The 23156-nt window shown below is 74.6% G+C and carries 3 protein-coding genes; all 3 read right to left on the reverse strand.

Annotated elements, in window-relative coordinates; genetic code table 11:
• Window positions 1-44 precede the first annotated feature (44 nt).
• Window positions 45-7667, reverse strand: a complete 7623-nt coding sequence (locus tag ACFZAX_RS25540) for an amino acid adenylation domain-containing protein (RefSeq protein WP_390964475.1) — start codon at window positions 7665-7667, stop codon at window positions 45-47.
• The gene (locus ACFZAX_RS25545; protein WP_390964476.1) at window positions 7664-22189 is read right to left on the reverse strand and encodes an amino acid adenylation domain-containing protein; all 14526 of its coding nucleotides are present in this window, start codon (window positions 22187-22189) and stop codon (window positions 7664-7666) included. The genes ACFZAX_RS25540 and ACFZAX_RS25545 overlap by 4 nt, the downstream gene beginning before the upstream one ends.
• A gap of 620 nt (window positions 22190-22809) precedes the next feature.
• Window positions 22810-23028, reverse strand: coding sequence for an MbtH family NRPS accessory protein (locus ACFZAX_RS25550; RefSeq protein ID WP_390964477.1), 219 nt, complete (start codon window positions 23026-23028; stop codon window positions 22810-22812).
• Window positions 23029-23156: the final 128 nt, after the last annotated feature.

The following is a 23156-nucleotide window of genomic DNA, read 5'->3' on the forward strand; positions in this document are numbered from 1 at the left end:
AGGGCCGGGGAGCGGCGTCCGCCTCCCCGGCCCTCCGCCGTGTGTCACGACGACGCCGGCACCCCTCGGGGGTCCGGCAGGAACCCCGTTCCCCGGAAGTACGTCAGGTAGCGGGTCACCACCTCGTCGGTGAGGGGCGGCAGGCGGACGCCGAGGGCGGCCACCGCCTCGGCGGTGCGGCCGGAGTCGAAGCGGCGGTGGTCCGCCGCGCCGCCGCCCGCCCGCTCCCCGTCGCCGAGGAACAACTGGGCCGCGTTGTCCGGCTGGGCCGCGACGCGGGCCTGCCACTCCTCGGCGGGGAGGGTACGCACCTCGTGACCGAGGCGGACGGCTGCCTCGAAGACCCGGTCCAGGCCGGGCGCGTCCGGGTTGGTGTGGTGGTACGTCTCGCCGGCCGGCCCCTTCGCGAGGACGAGCGCCACCACCGCCGCGCTGACGTGGTCCACGGGCACCCAGTCGGTCGAGCCGTGCGCCAGGTCCGGTACCGCCTCCGCCTGCAGACACCCCTTGATCAGCTGCCAGAGCAGGTCCCGGTCCTGGCAGGCGCCGGTCGCGGTGTCGCCGCTGATGCGCCCCGGGCGGTGGACGGTCACCGGAAGTCCGCGCTCCCGGGCGAGGCCGACGAGCCCCTCGGCGACCCATTTGCTCCGCGCGTAGCCGTCCGGCAGTGCGGCGGCCGGGCCGGTCGGGCTCGTCTCCGTCAGGGTGACGGGCACCGGGGAGGGGGCGTGGACGCCGGTGGTCGAGACGTAGTGCATCCCCGGTGAGGCCGATTCGGCGAGCAGGCGCAGCAGTTCCTCGGTCCCGGCGACGTTGGCCGCGCGCAGGTCTCCGTACGGAGCGGCGAAGTTGACGTGCGCACCGTTGTGCAGGACGGGGCCGAGGCGGCGTACCAGGGCGGTCCGGATCTCGGGCGACAGGCCGAGTCCGGGAGCGGCGAGGTCGCCGGGGACGGGGTGGATCAGCTCGGCGTACCGGGAGTGCCAGAGCCCGTAGCGCTCCAGATTGGTGCGCAGCCGGTCGGCGGCACCGGGTGCGTCCTCGGCCCGTACCAGGCAGTCGACCGGTCCGCCGGTGGTCTCGATGAGATCGCGCAGGAGGTAGGCGCCGAGGAAGCCGGAGGCGCCGGTCAGCAGCGGGCGGGCGGACGGCCGGGCGGGGCGTCGGGCCGGTGCGGGTACCGGAGCGTTCCGGCCGGAGCCGGTGATGTCCGGAGCGAGCCGGACCTCGGCGGCGAGGTCCGGCTCGGCGGTGGTCTCCGGCGCGCTCTGCTCTCCGGCCGCGCTCCCCAGGAGGCGGTCCACCCCCTCGACCGTGGGTGCCGCGAACAGGGCGCGCAGGGAGGGGCGCCGGCCGCAGCGCTCCTCGATCCGCTGGGCGAGGGCCACCGCGAGCAGGGAGTGGCCGCCCAGGGCGAAGAAGTCGTCGATGACGCCGACCTCGTCGATGCCGAGGGTCTCCGCGAACGCCTCGCACAGGGCCCGCTCCCGGTCCGTGCGCGGGGCGCGACCGCCGGCCGGCGCGGCCCGGTCGGGTGCGGGCAGGGACCGCCGGTCGGTCTTGCCGTTGGGGGTCAGCGGCAGCGCGTCGAGCCGTACGAAGGCGGCGGGAACCATGTGGGCGGGCAGGGCGGCGGCGAGGCGGGCGCGCAGCTCGGACCCGTCCGGTCCGGCGGTGCCGTCGGCCGGGACGGTGTACGCGACGAGGCGACGGTCGCCGGGACGGTCCTCGCGGACGACGGCGCAGGCCGCCGCCACGCCGGGCAGGGCGGTGAGCGCGGCCTCGATCTCGCCGAGTTCGATGCGGAAGCCGCGGAGCTTGACCTGGTCGTCCACGCGGGAGACGTAGACGAGTTCACCGTGCAGGCCGTCGCCGGTGGTCCACCGGACCAGGTCGCCGGTGCGGTACATGCGGCCCCCCGTGGGGTCGGTCGGGTCCGCCACGAAGCGGGTCGCGGTGAGACCGGGCCGGTCGTGGTAGCCGCGGGCGACTCCCGCACCGGAGACGTACAGTTCGCCGACGACGCCGGGCGGGACGGGGGCCAGCCGGTCGTCCAGGACGTGGACCCGGGTGCCGTCGACGGGTACTCCGATGGGCACCGTGCGATCGGGGGCGAGCGGTCCTTCCGGGTGCTGGGCGGCGCTCATGGTCGCGCAGACGGTGGTCTCGGTGGGGCCGTAGGCGTTGACGAGGAAGCGGCCGGCCGCCCAGGTCCGAACCAGGGCCGGGGTGCACGCCTCGCCCGCGAGGACCAGGGTGGTTCCGGTGGGCAGCGAGCCGGCCGGCATCACCGCGAGCGCGGCGGGTGGCAGCGTGAGATGGGTCGCGCCGCGTTCGCGGACGGTGGCGGCGAGGGCGGGGCCGGGCAGCAGGGCGTCGCGTTCGTCGATCTCCAGGCAGGCCCCGGAGAGCAGTGCCATGCAGAGTTCCCAGAACGCGGCGTCGAAGCTGACGGACGCCATGTGCAGCACCCGGCTGTCCGGGGTGACGCGCAGCCGCTCCCGCTGGGCCCTGGCCATGGCGCCGGCGCCCCGGTGGGTGACCACGACGCCCTTGGGCCGGCCGGTGGAGCCGGAGGTGTAGATGACGTACGCGGGGTGCTCCGGAAGCGGGCGGCGGGCCGGGGCGGTACCGCCGCCGGGGCCGTCGGGGTGGTCGGGTCCCGTGGTGTACAGGTGGGGAACCGGGGTCGCGGGGAGCCGGCGGTGGAGGGCGGGGGTGGTCAGCAGCAGGCGCGGGCCGGCGTCTTCGAGCATGTAGGAGAGACGGTCGGCCGGGTAGTCGGGGTCGAGCGGCACGTACGCCGCCCCCGCCTTGAGGACGCCGAGGAGGCCGACGAGGAGTTCGTGGGTGCGGGGCAGGGCGACCGCCACCCGGTCCTCGGGGCCGACGCCGAGGGCGGTGAGCCGACGGGCGAGGGCCTCGGCGCGGGTGTCGAGTGCGGCGTACGTGAGGGTGGTGCGGGCGTCGCGGACGGCGGGCGCGTCCGGGGTGCGCCGGGACCACTCCTCGTAGAGCGAGACAACGGTGGAGCCGGGCAGGTCGTCCGCGGGGCCGGTTCCCCAGGCGGTGAGACGGGCACGCTCGGCGGCGGTGAGCACCTCGTACGTGGTCAGCGGGCGGTCCGGATCGGTGGTGACGGCGCCGAGCAGCAGGACCAGCCGTTCGGCGAGGCCCCGCACGGTCGCCGCGTCGAAGAGTTCGGTCGCGTAGTCGACGGTGGCCGCCATGCCGTCGGGCGTCCCGTCGGCGTCGTGGGTCTCGGTGAAGGTGAAGGAGAGGTCGAACTTGCTCACGGCCGTCTCGACGGGCACGGGCGTGACGGTGAGGCCGGGCAGGTCGACGGGGGCGGCGGGGGTCTGGTTCTGGAGGACGAGCATGGTCTGGAAGAGGGGGTGGTGGTTCTGCGAGCGGGCGGGGTTGAGGAGTTCGACCAGCCGCTCGAAGGGCACGTCCTGGTGCGCGTACGCGGAGAGGTCGAACTCCTTGACGCGGTTGATGAGTTCGAGGAACGTCGGGTCGCCGGAGAGATCCGTGCGCAGCACGAGGGTGTTGACGAAGAAGCCGACGAGGTCGGTGGCCGCCTCGTCGGTGCGGCCGGCGACGGCCGTGCCGAGCGGGACGTCGTCCCCGGCGCCGTGGCGGGAGAGGACGAGGGAGAGGGCCGCCTGGAGCACCATGAAGACGGTACTGCCGGTGGCGCGGGCGAGTTCGCCGACCCGTCGGGCGGTGTCGTGGTCGACGGCAAAGGCGTGGGTGGCGCCGGTGTGCTGGGACACGGGCGGGCGCGGACGGTCCCAGGGCAGTTCGACGACCTCCGGCAATCCCTTCAACGCCGCCGACCAGTGGGCCGACTGACGCGCCGACAGGTCTTCCGGGGCGCCGTTTCCACCGCCGAGGAGGCGGCGCTGCCAGAGGGCGTAATCCGCGTAGTCCACGCGGAGTTCCGTCCAGGCTGGGGCCTCGGCGCGCAGGCGGGCCCGGTAGGCGGCGGAGAAGTCGCGGGCGAAGGGTGCCAGGGACGAACCGTCGGCCGCGATGTGGTGGATCACCAGGACCAGGACGTGCGCGTCCTCGGCGAGGCGCAGCAGGGTCGCCCGGACGGGCAGGCGGTGTTCGATGTCGATCGGCTCGGTCGCGCACGCCCGGACGCGGTCGGCGAGCTTCCCCTCGTCGGCGGCCTCCACGACGAGTGGGAGCCGCAGGTCACCGGGGTCGGTGATGTGCTGGCACGGGGCGCCGTCGCGCTCCGGGAAGACGGTGCGCAGGGAGGCGTGCCGGGTGACGACGTCGCGCAGTGCCTGGCGCAGGGCCTCGGTGTCGAGCGGCCCGTCGAGGCGCACGGCGAAGGGGATGTTGTACGTGGCGGAGGGGCCTTCGAGCCGGTGGAGGAACCACAGGCGCTGCTGTGCGTAGGAGAGCGGGAGGGTCGCGGGGCGTTCCTGTGGGACGAGGGCGGGACGGGCGGGGCGGCGGGCGTCTTCCAGGGCGGTGGCGAACGTGGCGACGGTGGGGTTCTCGAAGAGGGTGCGGATGTCCGCCTCGGTCTCCAGTGCGGTGCGGACCCGTCCCAGGAGCCGGGTGGCGAGCAGTGAATGCCCGCCCAGCGAGAAAAAGTTGTCGTCGGCGGCGACGCGGTCCACACCCAGTACGTCGGCGAAGAGCCCGGCGAGGATCTCCTCGTGGGCGCCGCGCGGCGGCCGTCCGGCCGGTGCGGTCTGCCGGGCGGGTGCGGGCAGGGCCTGGCGGTCGAGTTTGCCGTTGGGGGTGAGCGGGAGCGCGTCGAGAAGCTGGATGGCGGCCGGCACCATGAAGGCGGGCAGGTGGCGCCCGACGTGCGCGGCCAGCAGGCCCGGGTCGGGGGTGCGGCCGGGGGCGGGGACGACGTAGGCGGTCAGGGTGCGGTCGCCGGGCAGGTCCTCCCGGACCAGGACCCAGGCGGCGCGTACGGACGGATCGGCGCGGAGCACCGCCTCGATCTCGGCTGGTTCGATGCGGTGGCCGCGCAGCTTGATCTGCTGGTCCACCCGCGCCAGGTGGTGCACGGCGCCGTCCGGATCGCGGCGCACGAGGTCGCCGGTGCGGTACATGCGGGCTCCGTCACCGGCGAAGGGATCGGCGACGAAGCGGGTGGCGGTGAGGCCGGGGCGGCCGAGGTAGCCACGCGCGACGCCGGGCCCCGCGAGGTACAACTCCCCTTCGGCGCCCGGCGGTACGGGGCTCAGGGCCGTGTCCAGGACGTGGGCGCGCATGCCGTCGAGCGGCCGGCCGATCGGGGGCGCCCCGTCGGGTGCGTCACCGGGGCGGACGCGGTGCCGGGTGGCGAACGTCGTGGCCTCGGTCGGCCCGTAGATGTTGAGGACGGTGGTGCCGGGGTGGGCGGCGGCCACCCGCTGGAGGACGCCGGGCGCTGCGGCCTCGCCGCCGGCGGCGACCAGCCGCAGGAGGCCGAGGGCGCCGGGGTCGGTCTCGGCGACGACGTTGAACAGGGCGGTCGTCAGGAACGCCGCCGTCACGCCGTGCCGAGCCACCAGGTCGCGGATCGCGGCGGGCTGGAGGGCTCCGTCGGGGGCGAGGACGACGCGGCCTCCCCTGAGGAGGGGCACCCAGATCTCGAAGGTGGACGCGTCGAAGGCGTACGCCGAGTGCACGAGGACGGCGTCGGTGGCGCCGTCGCCCCAGGTCCGGTCGGCGGCGAGGGCGGTGATGTCGGCGTGGGTGACGCCGACGGCCTTGGGCAGCCCGGTGGAGCCGGACGTGAACATCACGTAGGCGAGGCGGGCCCCGCCCCCGCAGGAGAGGAGCGCGCCGGAGGGGAGCGCGCCGGGGGCGTCCGGGCCCCCGTGCAGCACCCGGCCGGCCGGGTCCACGGTCACCACCGCTGTGCCGGGCGGGAGTTGGCGTACCCAGGGGTGCGTGCGGGTCGTCTCGTCGACGACGAGGACGCACGGGGAGGACACCTCCGCGACGCGGGCGAGACGTTCGGCGGGCCAGCGCGGGTCGAGGGGTACGTAGGCGGCGCCCGCGCGCAGGGCCGCGAGGGAGGCGGCGATCTGGGCGGTCGAGCGGCCCAGGAGGATGCCGACGCCCCTCTCCGTACCGGCTCCGAGTCCGGTGAGCGCCCCGGCCAGTTCACCGGAAAGGTGGAGGAGTTCGCCGTACGTGAGCTCCTCGCCGGCGCCCGTGACGGCGACCCGGTCCGGCTGCCGGGCGGCGACGCGCGCCACGGCCTCCGGGACGCTCGTCCCCGTGGCGCCGGGCGGGAGCCCGGCGCCCTGGGCCTGCGCCAGCAGCGTCTCGCGTTCGCCGTCCAGGAGGACGGACACGGCGTCGGCGCGCAGGTCGAGCCCCTCCGCCATCACGGTCAGCAGCCGGCACATCCGGGCGGCGGTGCGGGCCACCTCGTCGTGGCCGAGGACGGCGGCGCGGTGGCCGAAGGTGATGCGCAGGGTGTCGCCCGGGGCGATGGTGAGGGTGAGCGGGTAGTGGGCGGCGTCCGTGCCGCTGAAGCCGGTGACGGCGAGGCCTGGCAGCCCCCGCTGGGCGGTGCGCAGGGCTTCCGCGTCCAGGGGATAGCTTTCGAACACCGCGAGGGTGTCGAAGAGTTCGCCCAGGCCGGTGACCTCGCGGATCTCGGTCAGCCCCACGAACTGGGCTCCGAGGAGACGCCCCTGCTCCTCCTGGAGGCGGGTCAGGAGAGTGGCCAGGGTGTCGTCGGCCGCGGGGCGCAGCCGTACCGGCACGGTGTTGATGAACAGCCCGACCATCGACTCCACGCCGGGGATCTCCGGCGGACGACCGGAGACGGTGGTGCCGAACACGATGTCGGCGCGACCGGTGAGCCGGGTGAGCAGCAGCCCCCAGGCGCCCTGGACCAGGGTGTTGAGGGTGAGCCGGTGGGCGCGGGCCGTCTCGCGCAGCCGGGTGGTGGTGTCCTCGTCCAGGTCGAGGACGAGCGTCTCGGGCAGATCGGCGGAGAGCCGGTCGGCGGAGGCGGATGCGCCGCGACCGCCGGGACCGCTGCGACCGGCGAGCAGGGTGGGGGCCTCGATCCCGGCCAGCGCGGTGCGCCAGGCGTCGAGGGCTTCGGCGCGGTCCTGCTGGGCCAGCCATGCGAGGTAGGTGCGGTACGGGGCCACCCGGGGCAGGGCGGAGTCGTCGCCCCCGGTCGCGTACAGCTCGAACAACTCCCGCACCAGCAGGGGCATCGACCAGCCGTCGAGCAGAATGTGATGGGCCGTCATGACGAGACGGTGGTGGCGCGGGGCGGTGCGCAGCAGGGTGAAGCGCATCAGGGGCGGGGTGGCGAGGTCGAACCGCCGGGTGCGGTCGGCGGCGAGGAAGACGGTGAGGCGTTCCTCGGCCGCCGCGGGACCGTCGGGGCCGGTGAGGTCCACCTCCTCCAGCGGCACCGGCACCCGGGCGGCGACGGCCTGCACGGGCTCGGGCAGGTCCTCGTGGAGGAAGCCGACCCGCAGATTGGCATGCCGCCGCAGCAGACCGCCGACGGCGGCGCGGAGCGCAGGGACGTCGGGGGTGCCTTCGAGGTCGAAGACGAACTGCGCGGTGTAGACGTCCACGGCGTGGGAGTCGTACAGCGCGTGGAAGAGCATGCCTGCCTGCAACGGCGTCAGCGGCAGTACGTCCTCCAGCTGGAACCCGTTCACTTGCGTCCACCCCACTTGTTCTGCAGTCGGTCGATCTGGGCCTGGTCCAGGGAGACCAGGGGAAGGTCTGAGGGCGTCCAGCCACCCGCTTCGGGCCGCTCGGCGTGCGCGGCGAGCGCGCTCAGGGCTCGGGTGAACGCGTCGGACAGGGCTTCCACGGCGTCCTCGGCAAGGAGGTCGACGGGCCAGGTCCAGCGGGTCACCAGGGTCGGGCCTCCCACGCCGTCCTCGGTGTGCGCGTTGATGTCGAGCACGTGGTGGACGGGCATCGCGGGGTCCTGGGCACGGGGCCCGCCCCCGTCGAGCAGCACCTCCCAGTCGGCCGATCCCGCCGCTTCGGACGAACCCTCGTACCTGCCGAGGTAGTTGAAGCCGATCTGGGGGTCGGGGGCGGCGGCCAGCCGGGGGCCGGTCGTCGCGTTGAGCCGGCGGAGCATGCCGTGGCCGACTCCGTGGTCGGGGACGGTCCGCAGCTGTTCCTTGACGCGCTTGAGGGCGCGTTCGGCAAGGGCGGCGTCGAAACGCCCGGGGGCACGGGGGTCGAGGGGGCCTGGGTCGAGGCGGACCGGGTAGAGGCTGGTGAACCAGCCGACGGTACGGGACAGGTCGAGGCGCTCGTCGATCTGCTCCCGGCCGTGGCCCTCCAGGTCGACCAGGACACCTGTTCCCACCGGGCCGGCTCCGCCGGAGGCGCGTTCGGTGCGCCAGGCGCTCACGGCGAGAGCCAGACCGGTGAGCAGCACGTCGTCCACCCCGGCGTGGAAGGCGGCGGGGACCGTGGTGAGGAGGGGCTCGGTACGAGCGGCGGGCAGCCGGGTGACGAGGGTGCGCGTGCGGCCTGCGGTGTCCCGGGCGGGGTCGAGCGGGCGGTGTCCCAGCTGCGGGTCGGGGGTGCCCGACATCGCTTCCCAGAGCGGGAGTTCCGCCTCACGTGCGGGGTCGTGCGCCCGGGCGGCGAGGAGGTGCGCCCAGTGCCGGAAGGTGGTGGTGGGGGGCGGGAGCACCGCCCCCGGTCCGGGTTTTCCGGTGACGGCCCGCCAGGCGGTGGCCAGGTCGGCGGCGAGGATGCGCCAGGAGACGGCGTCGACGGCCAGGTGGTGGACGACGAGGAGCAGGCGTCCCCGCGCACCGGGTCCGGCGTCGCACCAGACGGCCTCCACGACGTTCCCCTCCGCGGGGCCGAGCCGTGCGCGGGCCTTCTCACCCGCCTCGGTGACGGCGGCGCGGACGGCGTCGTCGCCGAGACCTGTGACGTCGATCCGGGTGAACCGGTCGCGGGCGAGGACGGAGCCCGCCGGGAGCGCTTCGAGGACGGCCTCGCCCCCGGCCGGGCGGTCGACCCGGAGCCGGAGCATGTCGTGGTGGTCGATGAGGAGTTGGAGGGCGGCGGTCAGCGTGTCGGTCCGGGCTCCCGCCGGTGTGCGCAGGACCCCGGACTGGTTGTAGCCGTCCTTTGTGCCGGGGCGCTCCAGGAACCAGGCGACGATGGGCGTCGCCGGCATCGTGCCGGTCCCCCGCCCGGTGGGCGCGGGGGCGTTCCGGCCGGGCTCGGCGCCCTGGTCGAGCGCGGTGGACGCGGCGGCGATGGCTTCCGGGGTGCGGTGGACGAAGACGTCGCGGGGGGTGACCCGCAGGCCGGCCTCACGGACCCGGCTGACGAGCTGGATGGAGAGGATGCTGTCGCCGCCGAGGGCGAAGAAGTCGTCGTCGGTGCGGACGGCGGGTGCGCGCAGGACGGCGGCGAACACCTCGCAGAGCACCTGTTCCTTCGCGGTGCGCGGCCGGCCGCCCGGACGTTCGGCGGCGGGCCGGGCGGGGGCGGGCAGGGCGCGCCGGTCGGTCTTGCCGTTGGGCAGCAGCGGCAGCGCGTCCAGGGTCACGAAGACGGCGGGCACCATGTACGGCGGCAGCGACTCGGCGAGCCGGGCGCGGAGTTCACGCTCCGTGGGGGCGGCGCCGACGCGCGGGTCGGGGACGGTGTAGGCGACCAGACGCCGCTCGCCGGGCCGGTCCTCGCGGACCAGGACGCAGGCGGTGGCGACGGCGTCGAGCGCGGTGAGGGCGGCCTCGATCTCCCCCGGTTCGATGCGGAACCCGTTCACCTTGACCTGGTCGTCGGCGCGCCCGACGTGGGTGAGCAGACCGTCGGCGTCCCGCCGGACGAGGTCGCCGGTGCGGTACATCCGGCTTCCGGCAGGGCCGTACGGGTCGGCGACGAACCGTGCTGCGGTCAGGCCGGGGCGCCCCAGGTAGCCGCGGGCGAGTCCGTCGCCCGCCAGGTGGAGTTCCCCGGTGACCCCGGTGGGCACCGGTCGCAGACCGGCGTCGAGCACGTAGGCGCGGGTGTTGTCGACCGGGTGGCCGAGCGGCACGCTCCCCTCCCCCGCCGGTCCGTCCGTTCCGGCGGGCGTGTGGTGGTGGGCGGTGGCGTCGATGGTGGCCTCGGTCGGCCCGTAGAGGTTGTGCACCTCCGTCCGCCACTCCCGGCCGACGCGTGCCGCCAGTGCCCGGGGCAGCGGTTCGCCGCCGCAGAGGACGGCCCGCAGGGTACCGGGAGCCGCGTCCGGGCCGGTCTCGGTGAGAACGACGGAGAGGTGCGAGGGCACGAACTGGGCGAGGGTCACGCCCTCGGCGCGCATCCGGGACAGCAGCCCCGCGGGGTCGTGGTTGAGGGCGGGCGGCACGGGGCAGGTGGAGCCGCCGTGCAGGAGCGGCAGCCAGGTCTCCCAGACCGAGGCGTCGAAGCTCGGCGAGGTGCGGGCGAGGACCCGGTCGTCGCCGCCGAGACCGAGGTGGTCCGCCATCCACGCCATGTGGTTGGTGAGGGAGGCGTGGGTGACGATCACGCCCTTGGGGCGGCCGGTGGAGCCCGAGGTGTAGATGACGTACGCCGCGTCGCGCGGGCCGGGCCCGGTGCCGGTCGGCGCGGGGCGCCCGGTGGACCAGGCGGCCCGGTCGTCGAGGGCGAGGCGGGGCAGGGCGGGAGCGGGGCGTCCGGCACGCGCACCGTGCCCCTCGTGGGTGCCGTCGGTTCCCCCGGTGCTGTGGGTGCCGTCGGTTCCCCCGGTGCTGTGGGTGCCGTCGGCGCTGCGGGTGCTGTGGGCGCCGTCGGCGCTGCGGGTGCTGTGGGTGAGCAGCAGCGCCGGGCGGGCGTCGTCGAGCATGTGGGCGATGCGCGCCCCGGGGTACTCCAGGTCGATGGGCAGATAGGCGGCCCCGGCCTTGGTGACCGCGAGCATCGCGAGGGCCTGGTCGGTGGTGCCTTCCAGAGCCAGGGCGACCAGATCGCCGCGGCCGATCCCCCGGTCGTGCAGATGACAGGCCAAGTCGTCGGACAGCCGGTCGAGTTCGGCGAAAGTGATGCCGTCTCCGCCGGCGCGTACGGCGATCGCCGCGGGGGTACGGGCGGCCTGTGCGCGGAAGGCCTCGGGGGCGGTGGGAGCGGCCGGGGAGCGGGTGGGTCCGTGGGCGACGCGGTCCAGTTTCCGCCGCTCGTCCGGGTCCAGCACCTCGACGGTGTGGATGCGCCGGCCGGGGTCGGCGGCGAGGGTGGCGAGGAGGCGGGTCAGCCGGGCGGCCAGGGTGTGGGCGGTGGCGGGGACGAAGAGTTCGGTGGAGAACTCCAGGACACCACGGAGACCGGCGGGCCGGCCGGACGCGTCGTGGGTCTCGGTGAAGGTGAAGGTCAGGTCGAACTTGCTGATGCCGGTGTGCACGGGGTGTTCCGTCACCGTCAGACCGGGCAGGTCGATCGCGGCGTCGCCCTGGTTCTGGAGGACCAGCATGGTCTGGAAGAGCGGGTGGTGGTTCTGGGCGCGGACGGGGCTGAGGGCGTCCACCAGCCGCTCGAAGGGCAGGTCCTGGTGGGCATAGGCGGCCAGGTCGAAGTCGCGTACCCGGTCCACGACTTCGCCGAAGGTCGGGTCGCCGCTCAGGTCGGCCCGCAGCACCAGGGTGTTGACGAAGAACCCGACCAGGTCGTCGAGTGCCTCGTCGGTGCGGCCGGCGACCGCGGTGCCCAGCGGGATGTCCTCGCCGGCGCCGTGGCGGGAGAGGAGGACCGAGAGGGCGGCCTGGAGGACCATGAAAAGGCTGCTGCCCCGGGCCCGGGCGAGGTCGGCGAGCGCCCGGTGGGTGTCGGGGCCGACGGCGAAGGGGTGTGCGTCTCCGCAGTGGGCGGGTACAGCCGGCCGCGGCCGGTCGCAGGGCAGTTCCAGCAGGTCGGGGGCGCCGGCCAGGGCGGTGCGCCAGAAGGCGAGTTGGCGGGCGCCCTGGCCGGCGGGATCGCCTTCCTCGCCGAGCAGGGAGCGCTGCCAGAGGGTGTAGTCGGCGTACTGGACGGCGAGTTCGGCCCAGCCCGGTTCTTCGCCCGCGACCCGCGCCCGGTACGCCTCGCCCAGGTCGCGGGCGAGCGGCGCGAGGGACCAGCCGTCACCGGCGATGTGGTGCAGGACCAGCACCAGGACGTGGGCGTCGGGCGCGAGTCTCAGCAGCCGTGCCCGCACGGGTAGTTCGGCGCTCACGTCGAAGGGGTGCGTCACCTCGGCGGTGAGTACGTCGTCGAGGTGGGCGGGGTCGGTGTCGCGGGGCGTCAGGTCGAGGTCGGCGCCGGTGGCGTCGAGCACCAGCTGCCGGGCGACGCCGTCGGACTCGGGGAAGACGGTACGCAGGCTCTCGTGGCGCTCGACCACGTCCGCGAGGGCACTCTCCAGGGCTCCGGTGTCGAGCGGGCCGTCGAGGCGGAGCACCAGCGGCACGTTGTACGTGGCGCTGGGGCCCTCCAGCCGGCCGAGGAACCAGAGGCGTTGCTGCGCGAAGGAGAGCGGCAGCGGGTCGGGGCGTTCCCCGGTTCTCTCCAGGGGTCTTCTGGCCTGCTCGGCGCCGTCCAGCGCCGCGGCGAGGGCGGCCGGGGTGGAGTGCTCGAAGAGCGTCTTGACGGGGACCTCCACGCCGAGCACGGTGCGGATGCGCGCGGCGAGGCGGGTGGCGAGCAGGGAGTGGCCGCCGAGGGCGAAGAAGTCGCCTTCGGTGTCGAGTCCGTCGAGCCCGAGCACGTCGGCGAAGAGTCCGCAGAGTATCTCCTCGCGGGCGCTGCGGGCCGTGCCGCCGCCGGCCCTCCGGTGCTGCTCCCCGTGGACGGGTGCGGGCAGTGCCCGCCGGTCGACCTTGCCGTTGACGGTCAGCGGCAGCGCGTCGAGCAGCACGAACGCGGAGGGCACCATGTACGCGGGCAGGAACCGGCCGAGCGCACGGGCGAGGTCGGCGGGGGCGGGGAGCGCCCGGACGGTGGGCACCACGTAGGCGACGAGGCGCCGGTCGCCGGGGGTGTCCTCGCGGACGACGGCGAAGGAGTCGGCGACCCCCTCGCAGCGGGCCAGGACGGATTCGATCTCGCCGAGTTCGATGCGGTAGCCGCGCAGCTTCACCTGTCCGTCCGCGCGGCCGACGTAGGCGATCTGCCCGTCCCTGGTCCAGCGGACGAGGTCGCCGGTGCGGTACATCCGGGTTCCGGCCGGGCCGTACGGGTCCGCGACGAAGCGGCCGGCGGTCAGGGCGGGCTGTCCGGTGTAGCCCCGGGACACTCCCCGCCCGGCGAGGTACAGCTCGCCGACGACACCGGGTGCGACCGGGCCGAGGGAGCCGTCGAGCACGTACAGCCGCATGCCGTCCAGCGGGCGGCCGATGGGCGGCGGTCCGGCCGGGAGGCCGGACCTCACGTGGTGGCGGGTGGCGAAGGTGGTGGTCTCGGTCGGTCCGTAGACGTGGAGGACGCGCAGGCCGGGCGTGGCCCCTGCGACGCGCTGCATGGCGTCCGGGGAGGCGAGCTCGCCTCCGGCGCACAGGAGGCGGAGCCCCAGGAACGCTTCCGGCGCGGTCTCGGCGATCACGTTGAAGAGCGCCGTCGTCAGGAAGACGGCGGTCACCCCGTGTTGCTCGACGGCGTCGCCGAGGGTGCGGGCCTCCAGCACGCCGTCCGGTGCGACGACGACCTTGCCGCCGTGCAGGAGCGGGGCCCAGATCTCGAAGGTGGACGCGTCGAAGACGTACGCCGAGTGCATCAGCACGGCGTCGGCGGCGCCCTCGCGCCAGGCAGAGTCCTCGGTGAGGGCGGCCACGTCGGCGTGGGTGACGCCGACGCCCTTGGGCAGACCGGTGGAGCCGGAGGTGAACATGGTGTAGGCGAGTGCCTGCGGCCCCGGTACGGCGACCGGGCGGCCCGGCCGGTCGGGGCCGCCGCGCAGGACCCGGCCGAGCCGGTCCACGACCAGGACCGGCAGCCGGCCGGCGGTGGCGGTCACCCAGGGGGAGGCGAGGGCGGCTTCGTCGACGACGAGGACTCGCAGCGACGCCACCCCGGCGACCTGGTCGAGCCGCTCATCGGGCCAGCGCGCGTCCATGGGGACGTAGGTGCCCGCGGCGCGGACCGCGCCGAGGGATGCGGTCACCACGGCGGGCGACCGGGCGAGCAGCACGCCGACCCCGGACTCTGGCCGGACGCCGAGTCCGGCGAGCGCCCCGGCGAGTTCGGCGGAGAGCGTGTCGAGCCCGGCGTAGCTGAGGGTGGTGGCGCCGTCGGCGACGGCGGCGGCGTCCGGTGTGCGGAGGACCTGAGCCGCGAAGAGGGCGGGCAGGGTGGTGTCCGGTGCCGGCTCGCCGAGCGGGCGGCCGGTGCCCCAGCGGGTGACCCGGGTGTGCTCGCCGGGCGTCAGCAGATCGTGGGCGGCGAGCGGGCGGCCGGGGTCGGCGGCCACCTGCTCCAGGAGGCGGACGAGCCGGGCGGCGAGGGTTTCGACGGTATCCCGGTCGAAGAGGGCGGTGGCGTACTCGATCCCGGCCGAGAGGCCGCCGCCGTGCTCCTCGGTGAACGCGAAGGTGAGGTCGAACTTGCTCAGCCCGTTGTGGACGATCCGGTCCTCCACGGTGAGGCCGGGGAGGTCGGGGCGGACGGTCTCCTGGTTCTGGAGGACCAGCATGGTCTGGAAGAGGGGGTGGTGGTCGCGGGCCCGGACGGGGTTGAGGCTCTCCACCAGCCGCTCGAAGGGCACGTCCTGGTTCCCGTACGCGGCGAGGTCGAACTCCCGCACCCGGACGAGGAGTTCCAGGAAGCTGGGGCTGCCCGACAGGTCCGTGCGCAGGACCAGGGTGTTGACGAAGAACCCGACCAGGTCCTCCAGCGCCTCGTCGGTGCGGCCGGCGACGGGCGTGCCGAGCGGGATGTCGTCGCCCGCGCCGTGCCGGTGCAGCAGGGCGGCCACCGCCGCCTGGAGCACCATGAAGAGACTGCTTCCCGATTCCCTCGCCAGGAGCAGGAGTCGTGCGTGGAGCTCGGGTGGTACGTCGAAGGCGTGGACGTCCCCGCGCGGATCGGCGGTGACCGGGCGTGGCCGGTCCAGTGGCAGGTCGATCAGGCCGGGCAGTCCCGCGAGGGCGGTGCGCCAGTGCTCCAGCTGCCGCCCGAGCGCGCTCCCGGGTGCGGTGTCGTCGCCCAGGACGGCGTGCTGCCAGAGGGTGTAGTCCGCGTACTGGAGCAGAGGGCCCGTCGCCCATGCGGGCTCCCGGCCGGTGAGGCGGTCCCGGTAGGCCTCGCCCAGGTGGCGGGCGAGCGGGGCGAGCGACCAGCCGTCGCCCGCGATGTGGTGCACCACCAGCAGCAGGACATGCCGGTCGGGAGCGGCGCGCAGCAGCAGGGCGCGCAGCGGCAGGTCGGCGGTGACGTCGAAGGGCAGGCGCACGGCGTCGAAGACGGCCTCCTCCAGGCCGTCGGGGGCCACGTCCACGACCGGCAGTGCGGGGGTGGCGTCACCGGCGCCGACGATCAACTGGTGTGGCGTTCCGTCCCGTTCGGGAAAGAGGGTGCGCAGCGACTCGTGCCGACCGACGACGTCCCCGAGGGCGGTGCGCAGTGCCTCCGTGTCCGGGGTGCCGTGGAGTTCGAGTACGAGCGGGATGTTGTAGGTGGAGCTGGGACCTTCGAGCCGGTTGAGGAACCACAGGCGCCGCTGGGCGAAGGAGAGCGGCAGCGGATCAGGCCTGCGCTCGGCCGGCACCACGGGAGGCCGGGTCCGGGCCGCCGGGTCGAGAGCGCGGGCCAGCCCCCCGACGGTCGGGTGCTCGAAGAGGGTGCGTACGGCGATCTCCGCGCCCAGTACCGCGCGGACGCGGCTCACCACGCGCATGGCGAGGAGCGAGTGTCCGCCGAGGTCGAAGAAGCTGTCGTGCGGGCCGACCCGGGGCCGGTCCAGCACGTCGGCGAAGATCCCGGCGAGCAGTTCCTCCCGGGGGCCGAGCCGTCCCGGTGCGGCCGGTCCGCCGGTCTCCGGATCGGGTTCGGGTTCGGGCAGGGCGCGCCGGTCCACCTTGCCGTTGGGCAGCAGGGGCAGGGCGTCCAGCACGACGACGACGGAGGGGACCATGTGGTGCGGGAGTGCCTCGGCGAGATCGTCGCGGAGGGCGAGGGGGCGTACGGCAGGGTCGTCGGTCACCGCGTAGGCGACGAGGCGGCGTCGGCCGGGGGTGTCCTCGCGGATCACCGCGCAGGCGCCGGTGACGCCGGAGTTCGCCAGGAGCGCGGCTTCCACCTCGCCCGACTCGATCCTAAATCCCCGGAGTTTGACCTGGTCGTCGGCGCGTGACTGGTAGTCGAGCAGTCCCTGCCCGTTCCACCGGACGAGGTCGCCGGTCCGGTACATGCGGGTGCCGTCGGCGGTGAAGGGGTCGGCGAGGAAGCGTTCGGCGGTCAGGCCGGGCCGGTGCAGGTAGCCCCGGGCGAGGTTGGGTCCGGAGAGGTACAACTCGCCCGTGACGCCCGGCGGTACGGGGCGCAGCAGGCCGTCGAGGACGTACGCGCGCATGGTGTCCACGGGCCGGCCGATCGGAACGGTCTCGGCCGGGGAGGCGGTCCGGGCGCGGTCCACGCGGTACGCGGTCGCGTCGATGGTCGCCTCGGTGGGGCCGTACAGGTTGTGCGCTTCGGCGCCCCAGCGGGCGGCGATCCCGTCGGCGAGGGAGCGCGGCAGGGGTTCGCCGCCGCAGAGCACGGTGCGCAGCCGGGGCAGCGGCGCTCCGTGGGCCGCCTCGGCGAGGACGTGGGTCAGGTGCGAGGGCACGAACTGGGCGACGGTGACATCGAACCGGCGCATCCAGTCGACGAGTTCGGAGGGTTCGCGGTTGGCCCCGGGCGGCAGGACGCAGACTTCGGCACCGTTCATCAGGGGGAGCCACAGTTCCCACACGGAGGCGTCGAAGCTGGTGGAGGTGCGGGCGAGCACCCGGTCCTCGCCGGTGAGGTCCAGATGGTCCGCCAGCCACGCCATGTGGTTGGCGAGCGCGGCGTGGGTCACGACCACCCCTTTGGGGCGGCCGGTGGAGCCGGAGGTGTAGATGACGTACGCCGGGTCGTCCGGGTGGGGCGTGTGCGGGGTGTGCGGAGCGGCCCGGTCCGCCGGTGCGTCGAGGGCGAGCCAGGGCAGGTCGAACGGGGGCAGCGTCGCACGGGTGCCGGCGGTGGTGAGCAGCAGGACCGGCCGGGCGTCGTCGAGCATGTGGCGGATGCGGGCCGCCGGGTACTGCGGGTCGACGGGTACGTAGGCGGCGCCGGCCCGCAGCACGGCCAGCATGGCGACGACGGTGTGGACGGAGGACGGCGCGGCGATGGCCACCCGGTCCTCGCGGCCCGCCCCCCGCTCGCGCAGGGTGTGGGCGAGGGCGTCGGCCCGGGCGTCGAGCTCCGCGTAGGTGAGGCTGGTCAGCTCGTCGCGGACGGCGACCGCGCCGGGGGTGCGGGCGGCCTGTTCGCGGACCGCCTCGGGGGCGGTGAGGGCGGGCAATGGGCGGTTCCTGCCGCGGCCTCGGGCAAGAATCCGGTCCCGTTCGGCCGGTCCGAGCGGATCGAGGTCCCGGACGTGGCGGTCGGGATCGGCGACGGCGAGGGTGAGCACGCGGGCGAACCGGGCACTCAGACCGTGGGCGGTCGCCGCGTCGAAGAGGTCGCCCGCGTACTCCAGGTAGCCTCCGATGCCGGCGAACTCGCTTCCAGGGGCGTCCAGTTCGGTCAGCGAGAACGTCAGGTCGAACTTGCTGATCCCGGTGTGCCGGGACCGGTCCCGGGTGGTGATGCCGGGCAGGTCCAGAGTGGTCCGCTCCTGGCTCTGGAGCACCAGCATGGTCTGGAAGAGCGGGTGGTGGCCGCCGGAGCGCTCGGGGTTGACGGCCTCCACGATCCGTTCGAAGGGGAGGTCGCCGTGGCCGAAGGCGGAGATGTCGAACTCCCTCACTCGTTCCAGGAGTTCACGGAAGGTCGGGTCGCCGGAGAGGTCCGTTCGCAGCACGACGGTGTTGACGAAGAACCCGACGAGGTCGCCGAGCGCCTCGTCGGAGCGGCCCGCCGCGGCCGTGCCCAGCGGGATGTCGGTGCCGGCGCCGTGCGCGTGCAGCGTCACCGCCAGCGCCGCCTGGAGCACCATGAAGGGGGTGCAGCCGGCGGCGCGGGCGAGCCGGACGAGCGCGGCGTGCTCGGGCGCGGGCAGCGCGAAGGGGACGGCGTCGCCCCGGTGGCCGGGGACGGCGGGGCGCGGCCGGTCGAGGGGCAGGTCGATCAGGTCGGGTGCGCCGCGCAGGGCCTGCCGCCAGTGGGCGAGCTGGATCGCGGCGAGGCTCTCCGGGTCGGTGTCGTCGCCGAGCAGCCGGCGCTGCCAGAGGGTGTAGTCGGCGTACTGCACCGGCAGCGCGGGCCAGTCGGGGGTGCCGGTGCCCTCCGTCCTGGCGCGGTAGGCGGCGCCGAGGTCGCGGGCGAGGGGGGCGAGGGACCAGCCGTCGGCGACGACGTGGTGGAGGACGAGGACCAGGAGGTGGCGGCCCGGCGCCTCCTGGAGGAGGTGGGCTCGGACGGCGAGGTCGCCGGTGAGGTCGAAGGGCTCGGCGATCAGGTGGCGGACCGTTTCCTCGGCCCATGCTCCGGCCGCTGCCTCCGCTCCGGTGCCGGGTTCCCCGGCCGGGGGCCGCCGGACGACGAGCGGGACCAGCTCCGCCGCGACGGCCGCGTCGAGGATGTCCTGACGCGGTACGCCGTCGTGTTCGGCGAAGACGGTGCGCAGGCTCTCGTGCCGGGCCACCACGTCGGCCAGCGCGCCCCGCAGGGCCTCCGTGTCGAGCGGGCCGTCGAGCTCCAGGACGAGCGGGACGGTGTACGTGTCGCCGGGGCCCTCCGCCCGGTTGAGGAACCAGAGGCGCTGCTGCGCGTAGGAGAGCGGCACCGCCTCGGGCCGCCGCTGCGGCGTGAGGGCGGGCCGGGCGGAGCCGGCGGTGTCGAGGACGGCGGCGAGCGAGGCGACGGTCGGGTGGTCGAAGAGGGTACGCAGGCCGAGTTCGGCGCCCAGGGCGGCGCGCACCCGGCCGGTGAGGCGGGTGGCGAGCAGCGAGTGGCCGCCCAGGGAGAAGAAGTTGTCGTCGGCGCCGACGGCGGCGACGCCCAGCACGTCGGCGAACAGGCCGGCCAGCACCTCTTCGTACGCGGTGCGCGGGGCACGCCCCGTGGTGGCCGCGGCGGGGGGTGCGGGCAGGGCGCGGCGGTCGAGCTTGCCGTTGGGGTTGAGCGGGAGCGCGTCGAGCGTCACGAACACGGAGGGCACCATGTACGCGGGCAGGGCGCGGCCCACCCGGCGGGCGAGCGCGGTGTGGTCCGGCCGGGTGCCGGTGGCGGGCACGACGTACGCGACGAGGCGGCGGTCGCCGGGTATGTCCTCGCGGACCAGGACGCCGGCGGCCACCACGCCCGGGTCGGCGAGCAGGGTGCCCTCGATCTCCGCGGGTTCGATGCGGTACCCGCGCAGCTTGACCTGCCCGTCAGCGCGTCCGACGTACTCGATCTCGCCGCGCGCGGTCCAGCGTACGAGGTCCCCGGTGCGGTACATGCGGGCCCCGTGCGGACCGTGCGGGTCGGCGACGAACCGGGCCGCGGTCAGCGCCGGGCGGCCACGGTAACCGCGTGCGACGCCGCGCCCGGACACGTACAGCTCACCCACCACGCCGGGCGGTACCAGGCCGAGGCCACCGTCGAGGACGTGGAGCCGCATCCCGTCGAGCGGGCGGCCGATGGGCGGCAGCCCGCCCGCGTCGGCGGCGACCCGGTGGCGGGAGGCGAAGGTGGTGGTCTCGGTGGGCCCGTACACGTGCAGGACCCGGGTGGAGGGCGCGGCGGCGGCCACCCGCTGCATCAGGTCCGGTGTGGCGGCCTCGCCGCCCGCGGCGACCAGCCGCAGGCCCGCGAAGGCCGTCGGGTCCGCCTCGGCCACCACGTTGAACAGAGCGGTGGTGAGGAAGAGCGCGGTGACTCCGTAGCGCTCGACCAGGCCGGTGAGGACGGGGGCTTCCAGGACGCCGGGGGGCGCGACGACCACCCTGCCGCCGTGCAGGAGGGGAACCCATATCTCGAAGGTGGAGGCGTCGAAGACGTACGCCGAGTGCAGCAGCACGGCGTCGCACGCCCCGTCCCGCCAGGCGGAGTCGCCGCTCAGCGCGAGGACGTCCGCGTGGGTGACGCCGACGCCCTTGGGCAGCCCGGTGGAGCCGGAGGTGAACGTCACGTAGGCGAGCCGGTCGGCGTGCGTCACGTCCGGCAGCCGTCCGGGACGCGGTGGCGCGCCGCGCAGTACCCGGCCGTGGGTGTCGACGACGACGACGGGCAAGGCGGCCGCGGTCACCTTCACCCAGTTCTGTCCGGCGGCGGCCTCGTCGACCACCAGGGCACGGACCCCGGCGACGCCCGCGACACGGTCGAGGCGCTCCGGGGGCCATGCGGCGTCCATCGGTACGTACGCGGCGCCCGCGCCGGCCACCCCGAGGGTGGCGGCCACCACCGCGGCGGAGCGGTCCACCAGGACACCGACCCCGTCCTCCGCGACGAGCCCCCAGCCCGCCAGGGCTCCGGAGATCTCCGCCGCGTGGTGCCCGAGCTCCCGGTAGGTCTGCGTGACGGCACCGTCCACCACCGCGGGGGCGTCCGGGGTGCGACGCGCCTGCGCTTCGAACGCCTGCGGCAGGCTCGTGGCAGGCTCCGGGAGCTCCAGGTCGGCGCCGCAGCCGTGGGCGAGGAGTTCCGCGGCGGCCTCGGAGTCGATCAACGGCAGCTCGTGCAGGGGGGTTTCGTTGTCCGCGCCGGCGAGGGCCTTCAGGAAGGAGATGACGGCGCGCTGGCTCAGCGTCACGTCCTCGGGGCGGTAGAGCTCCTGGTTGGCGTCGAATCCGATCAACGGGCCGGTTCCCTCGGAGCGTTCGGAGACGAAGAGCGAGACGTCGTCGACCGGGCCGATGGAGAGCAGGCGGGAGGTGGCGGGGCTGCCGCCGAAGTCGAGGTCGTACGCGTACCCCATGATGTTGACGACCACGTCCGTCAGACGTGCGGCGTCGTCGGCCATGTTGAGTTCGCGGGCGAGCTGTTCGCGGGAGAAGCGCCGGTGGCGCAGCGCGCCGCGCATCTCGGCGGCGACGGCGCGGACGAGCGCGCCGACCGTCATGTCGGTGGTGATCTCCAGCCGCAGCGGCAGGATGTTGGCGGTCATGCCGACGATGTGCCGTAGTCCGCCGTGACGGCCGTTGGAGGCGAGGCCCACGACGACGTCCCGGGTGCCGGTGACCCGGCCGACGTAGGCGGCTACCGCGCTCACCAGCACGGCGGACCAGGTGGTGCGGTTGGCGGCGGCGAGCCGGCGCAGGTCGTCGAGGACGGTGACGGGCAGGGTCTCCCCGGTGTGCAGGTTCACGCCGTCCGCGCCGGTGGGAGTGGCGGGCGCCGGGACGTCGGTACGGCGGCGGATCAGCGGCATACCGCCCCGCGCGCCGGCCCCGCCGCCGGAACCGGCGGCGTCCGCCGCACGGTCGGCGAACCTGGAGGTCCAGTGGGCCCGGTCCGCTTCGTACCGGTCGGAGCCGAGGTAGGCCGCCTCGTCCGCGAGGAGATCGGCGAGCGGGGCGGGGGGCAGTTCAGCCTCGGCGATGTTCTCGCCGCGCAGGGCGCGTGCGTAGAGGTCGGCCACCATGCGGGCGAAGACGGCGCCGCCGAGGCCGTCGACGACGATGTGGTGGAAGCGGATGTACCAGTAGTGCCGGCGGGGTCCGAGGCGCAGCAGTGCCAGGGTGTGGCGCGGGGCGTCTATCCGGTCGACGGTGGCCATGTCGTCGGCCAGGTAGCGCTCGGCCGCGGCGGCAGGGTCGTCGGCGCCGGAGAGGTCGACCAGGCGGAGCCGGTCGGCGGTGGCCCGGGACGGCGGCACGACCCGCTGGCGTACGGCACCGTCGTGGACGACGAACTCGACGTTGAGGCTGTCGCAGAGGGCGACCGTGCGGGCGACGGCGGCGGCGAACGTACCCGCGTCGAGATCGCCCAGGATCTCGAAGCACTCGGCGATGTTGAACTTCGGGCTCTCCGGTTCGACCAGTTGGCCGTACCACACGCCCTGTTGCGCGACGGTCAGTTCGAAGAAATCTGCGGGAATCGAACGAGACGGGTTCAAGTCGTTTTCATGCATGCCGGTCGACACCTTTGGGGAGAGATTTCGGGGACGACGGAGAAGGCGCGGGCGAACCCGCCGCGCCGGTGCACACATCGTCGGCAGAGAGGACCGCCGAAGCGGAAAGAAGAGTCGGCGCACCCCGTGGAGGAGGAATTCACCGAGGTCGCCCGTGCCGGGCGCGTTCATCCGGCGTGCACCCCGGGGCGCCCCTCTTCCACCGAAGGGGCCACGAGACGAATCTCCGGAGTCTTCTGCGAGACCCCGCGATCCGTACGGCGGCACAGGAAGCAATGCAGCCGCTCACGGATCGAATACCGGCCACACCCCGATCGATTTCATGCGAACACGCCCCGTCGAGGCCCCGCGCGTCGTCGTGTGGGCCGCCGTGGGACGTCGGCGAACACCGATGGACACCGATGGACACCGACAGACACCGATGGACGCGAATGGACACCGACGGACATCATCCGGTCCGGACAGGAAAGAAATCGATCAGGATGACGGGCCGGACGACATACCGAAGCGCCGTCCACCCCGCCGGTCCAAGGGCACGCCCCTCGCCCAGGCGACCGGAGCAGGGAGTGTTCCGTGATCCGTCACGCATGCGCCAGGAAGCGCGGGGGGACGGGACAGCCTTACTCGGCCGCCGCCTCCATCGCCCTCACCAGGCCCGCGGGCCGCATGTCGGTCCAGGCGGCCTCGATCGCGTCCAGACACTCCTGACGCGACCCCTCCGGCCCGACGGCACGCCAGCCGCCCGGGATTTCGATCCGCGCGGGCCACAGCGAGTACTGACCCTCGTCGTTGACCAGCGCCACGAATCGTCCCGACTCGTCATCGAAAGGATTGGTCACGGCCGTCCCCCACTTGTTCTCGCGCTCTCTGCGACATGTTCATCAGACATTCCCGGGCACCTCGCGCCGGACCATTCCCGCCGCGAGGCCTCGCCGGCCCCCGACCTTTACCCGGCACTGCGGCCCCG

It is taken from the genome of Streptomyces sp. NPDC008125, assembly GCF_042957125.1.
Lineage (GTDB): Bacteria > Actinomycetota > Actinomycetes > Streptomycetales > Streptomycetaceae > Streptomyces.

What these genes read in the sequence shown, in the direction of transcription:
- ACFZAX_RS25545 (WP_390964476.1), bottom strand. Translation starts at nt 22,189, where the DNA reads ATGCATGAAAACGACTTGAACCCGTCTCGTTCGATTCCCGCAGATTTC.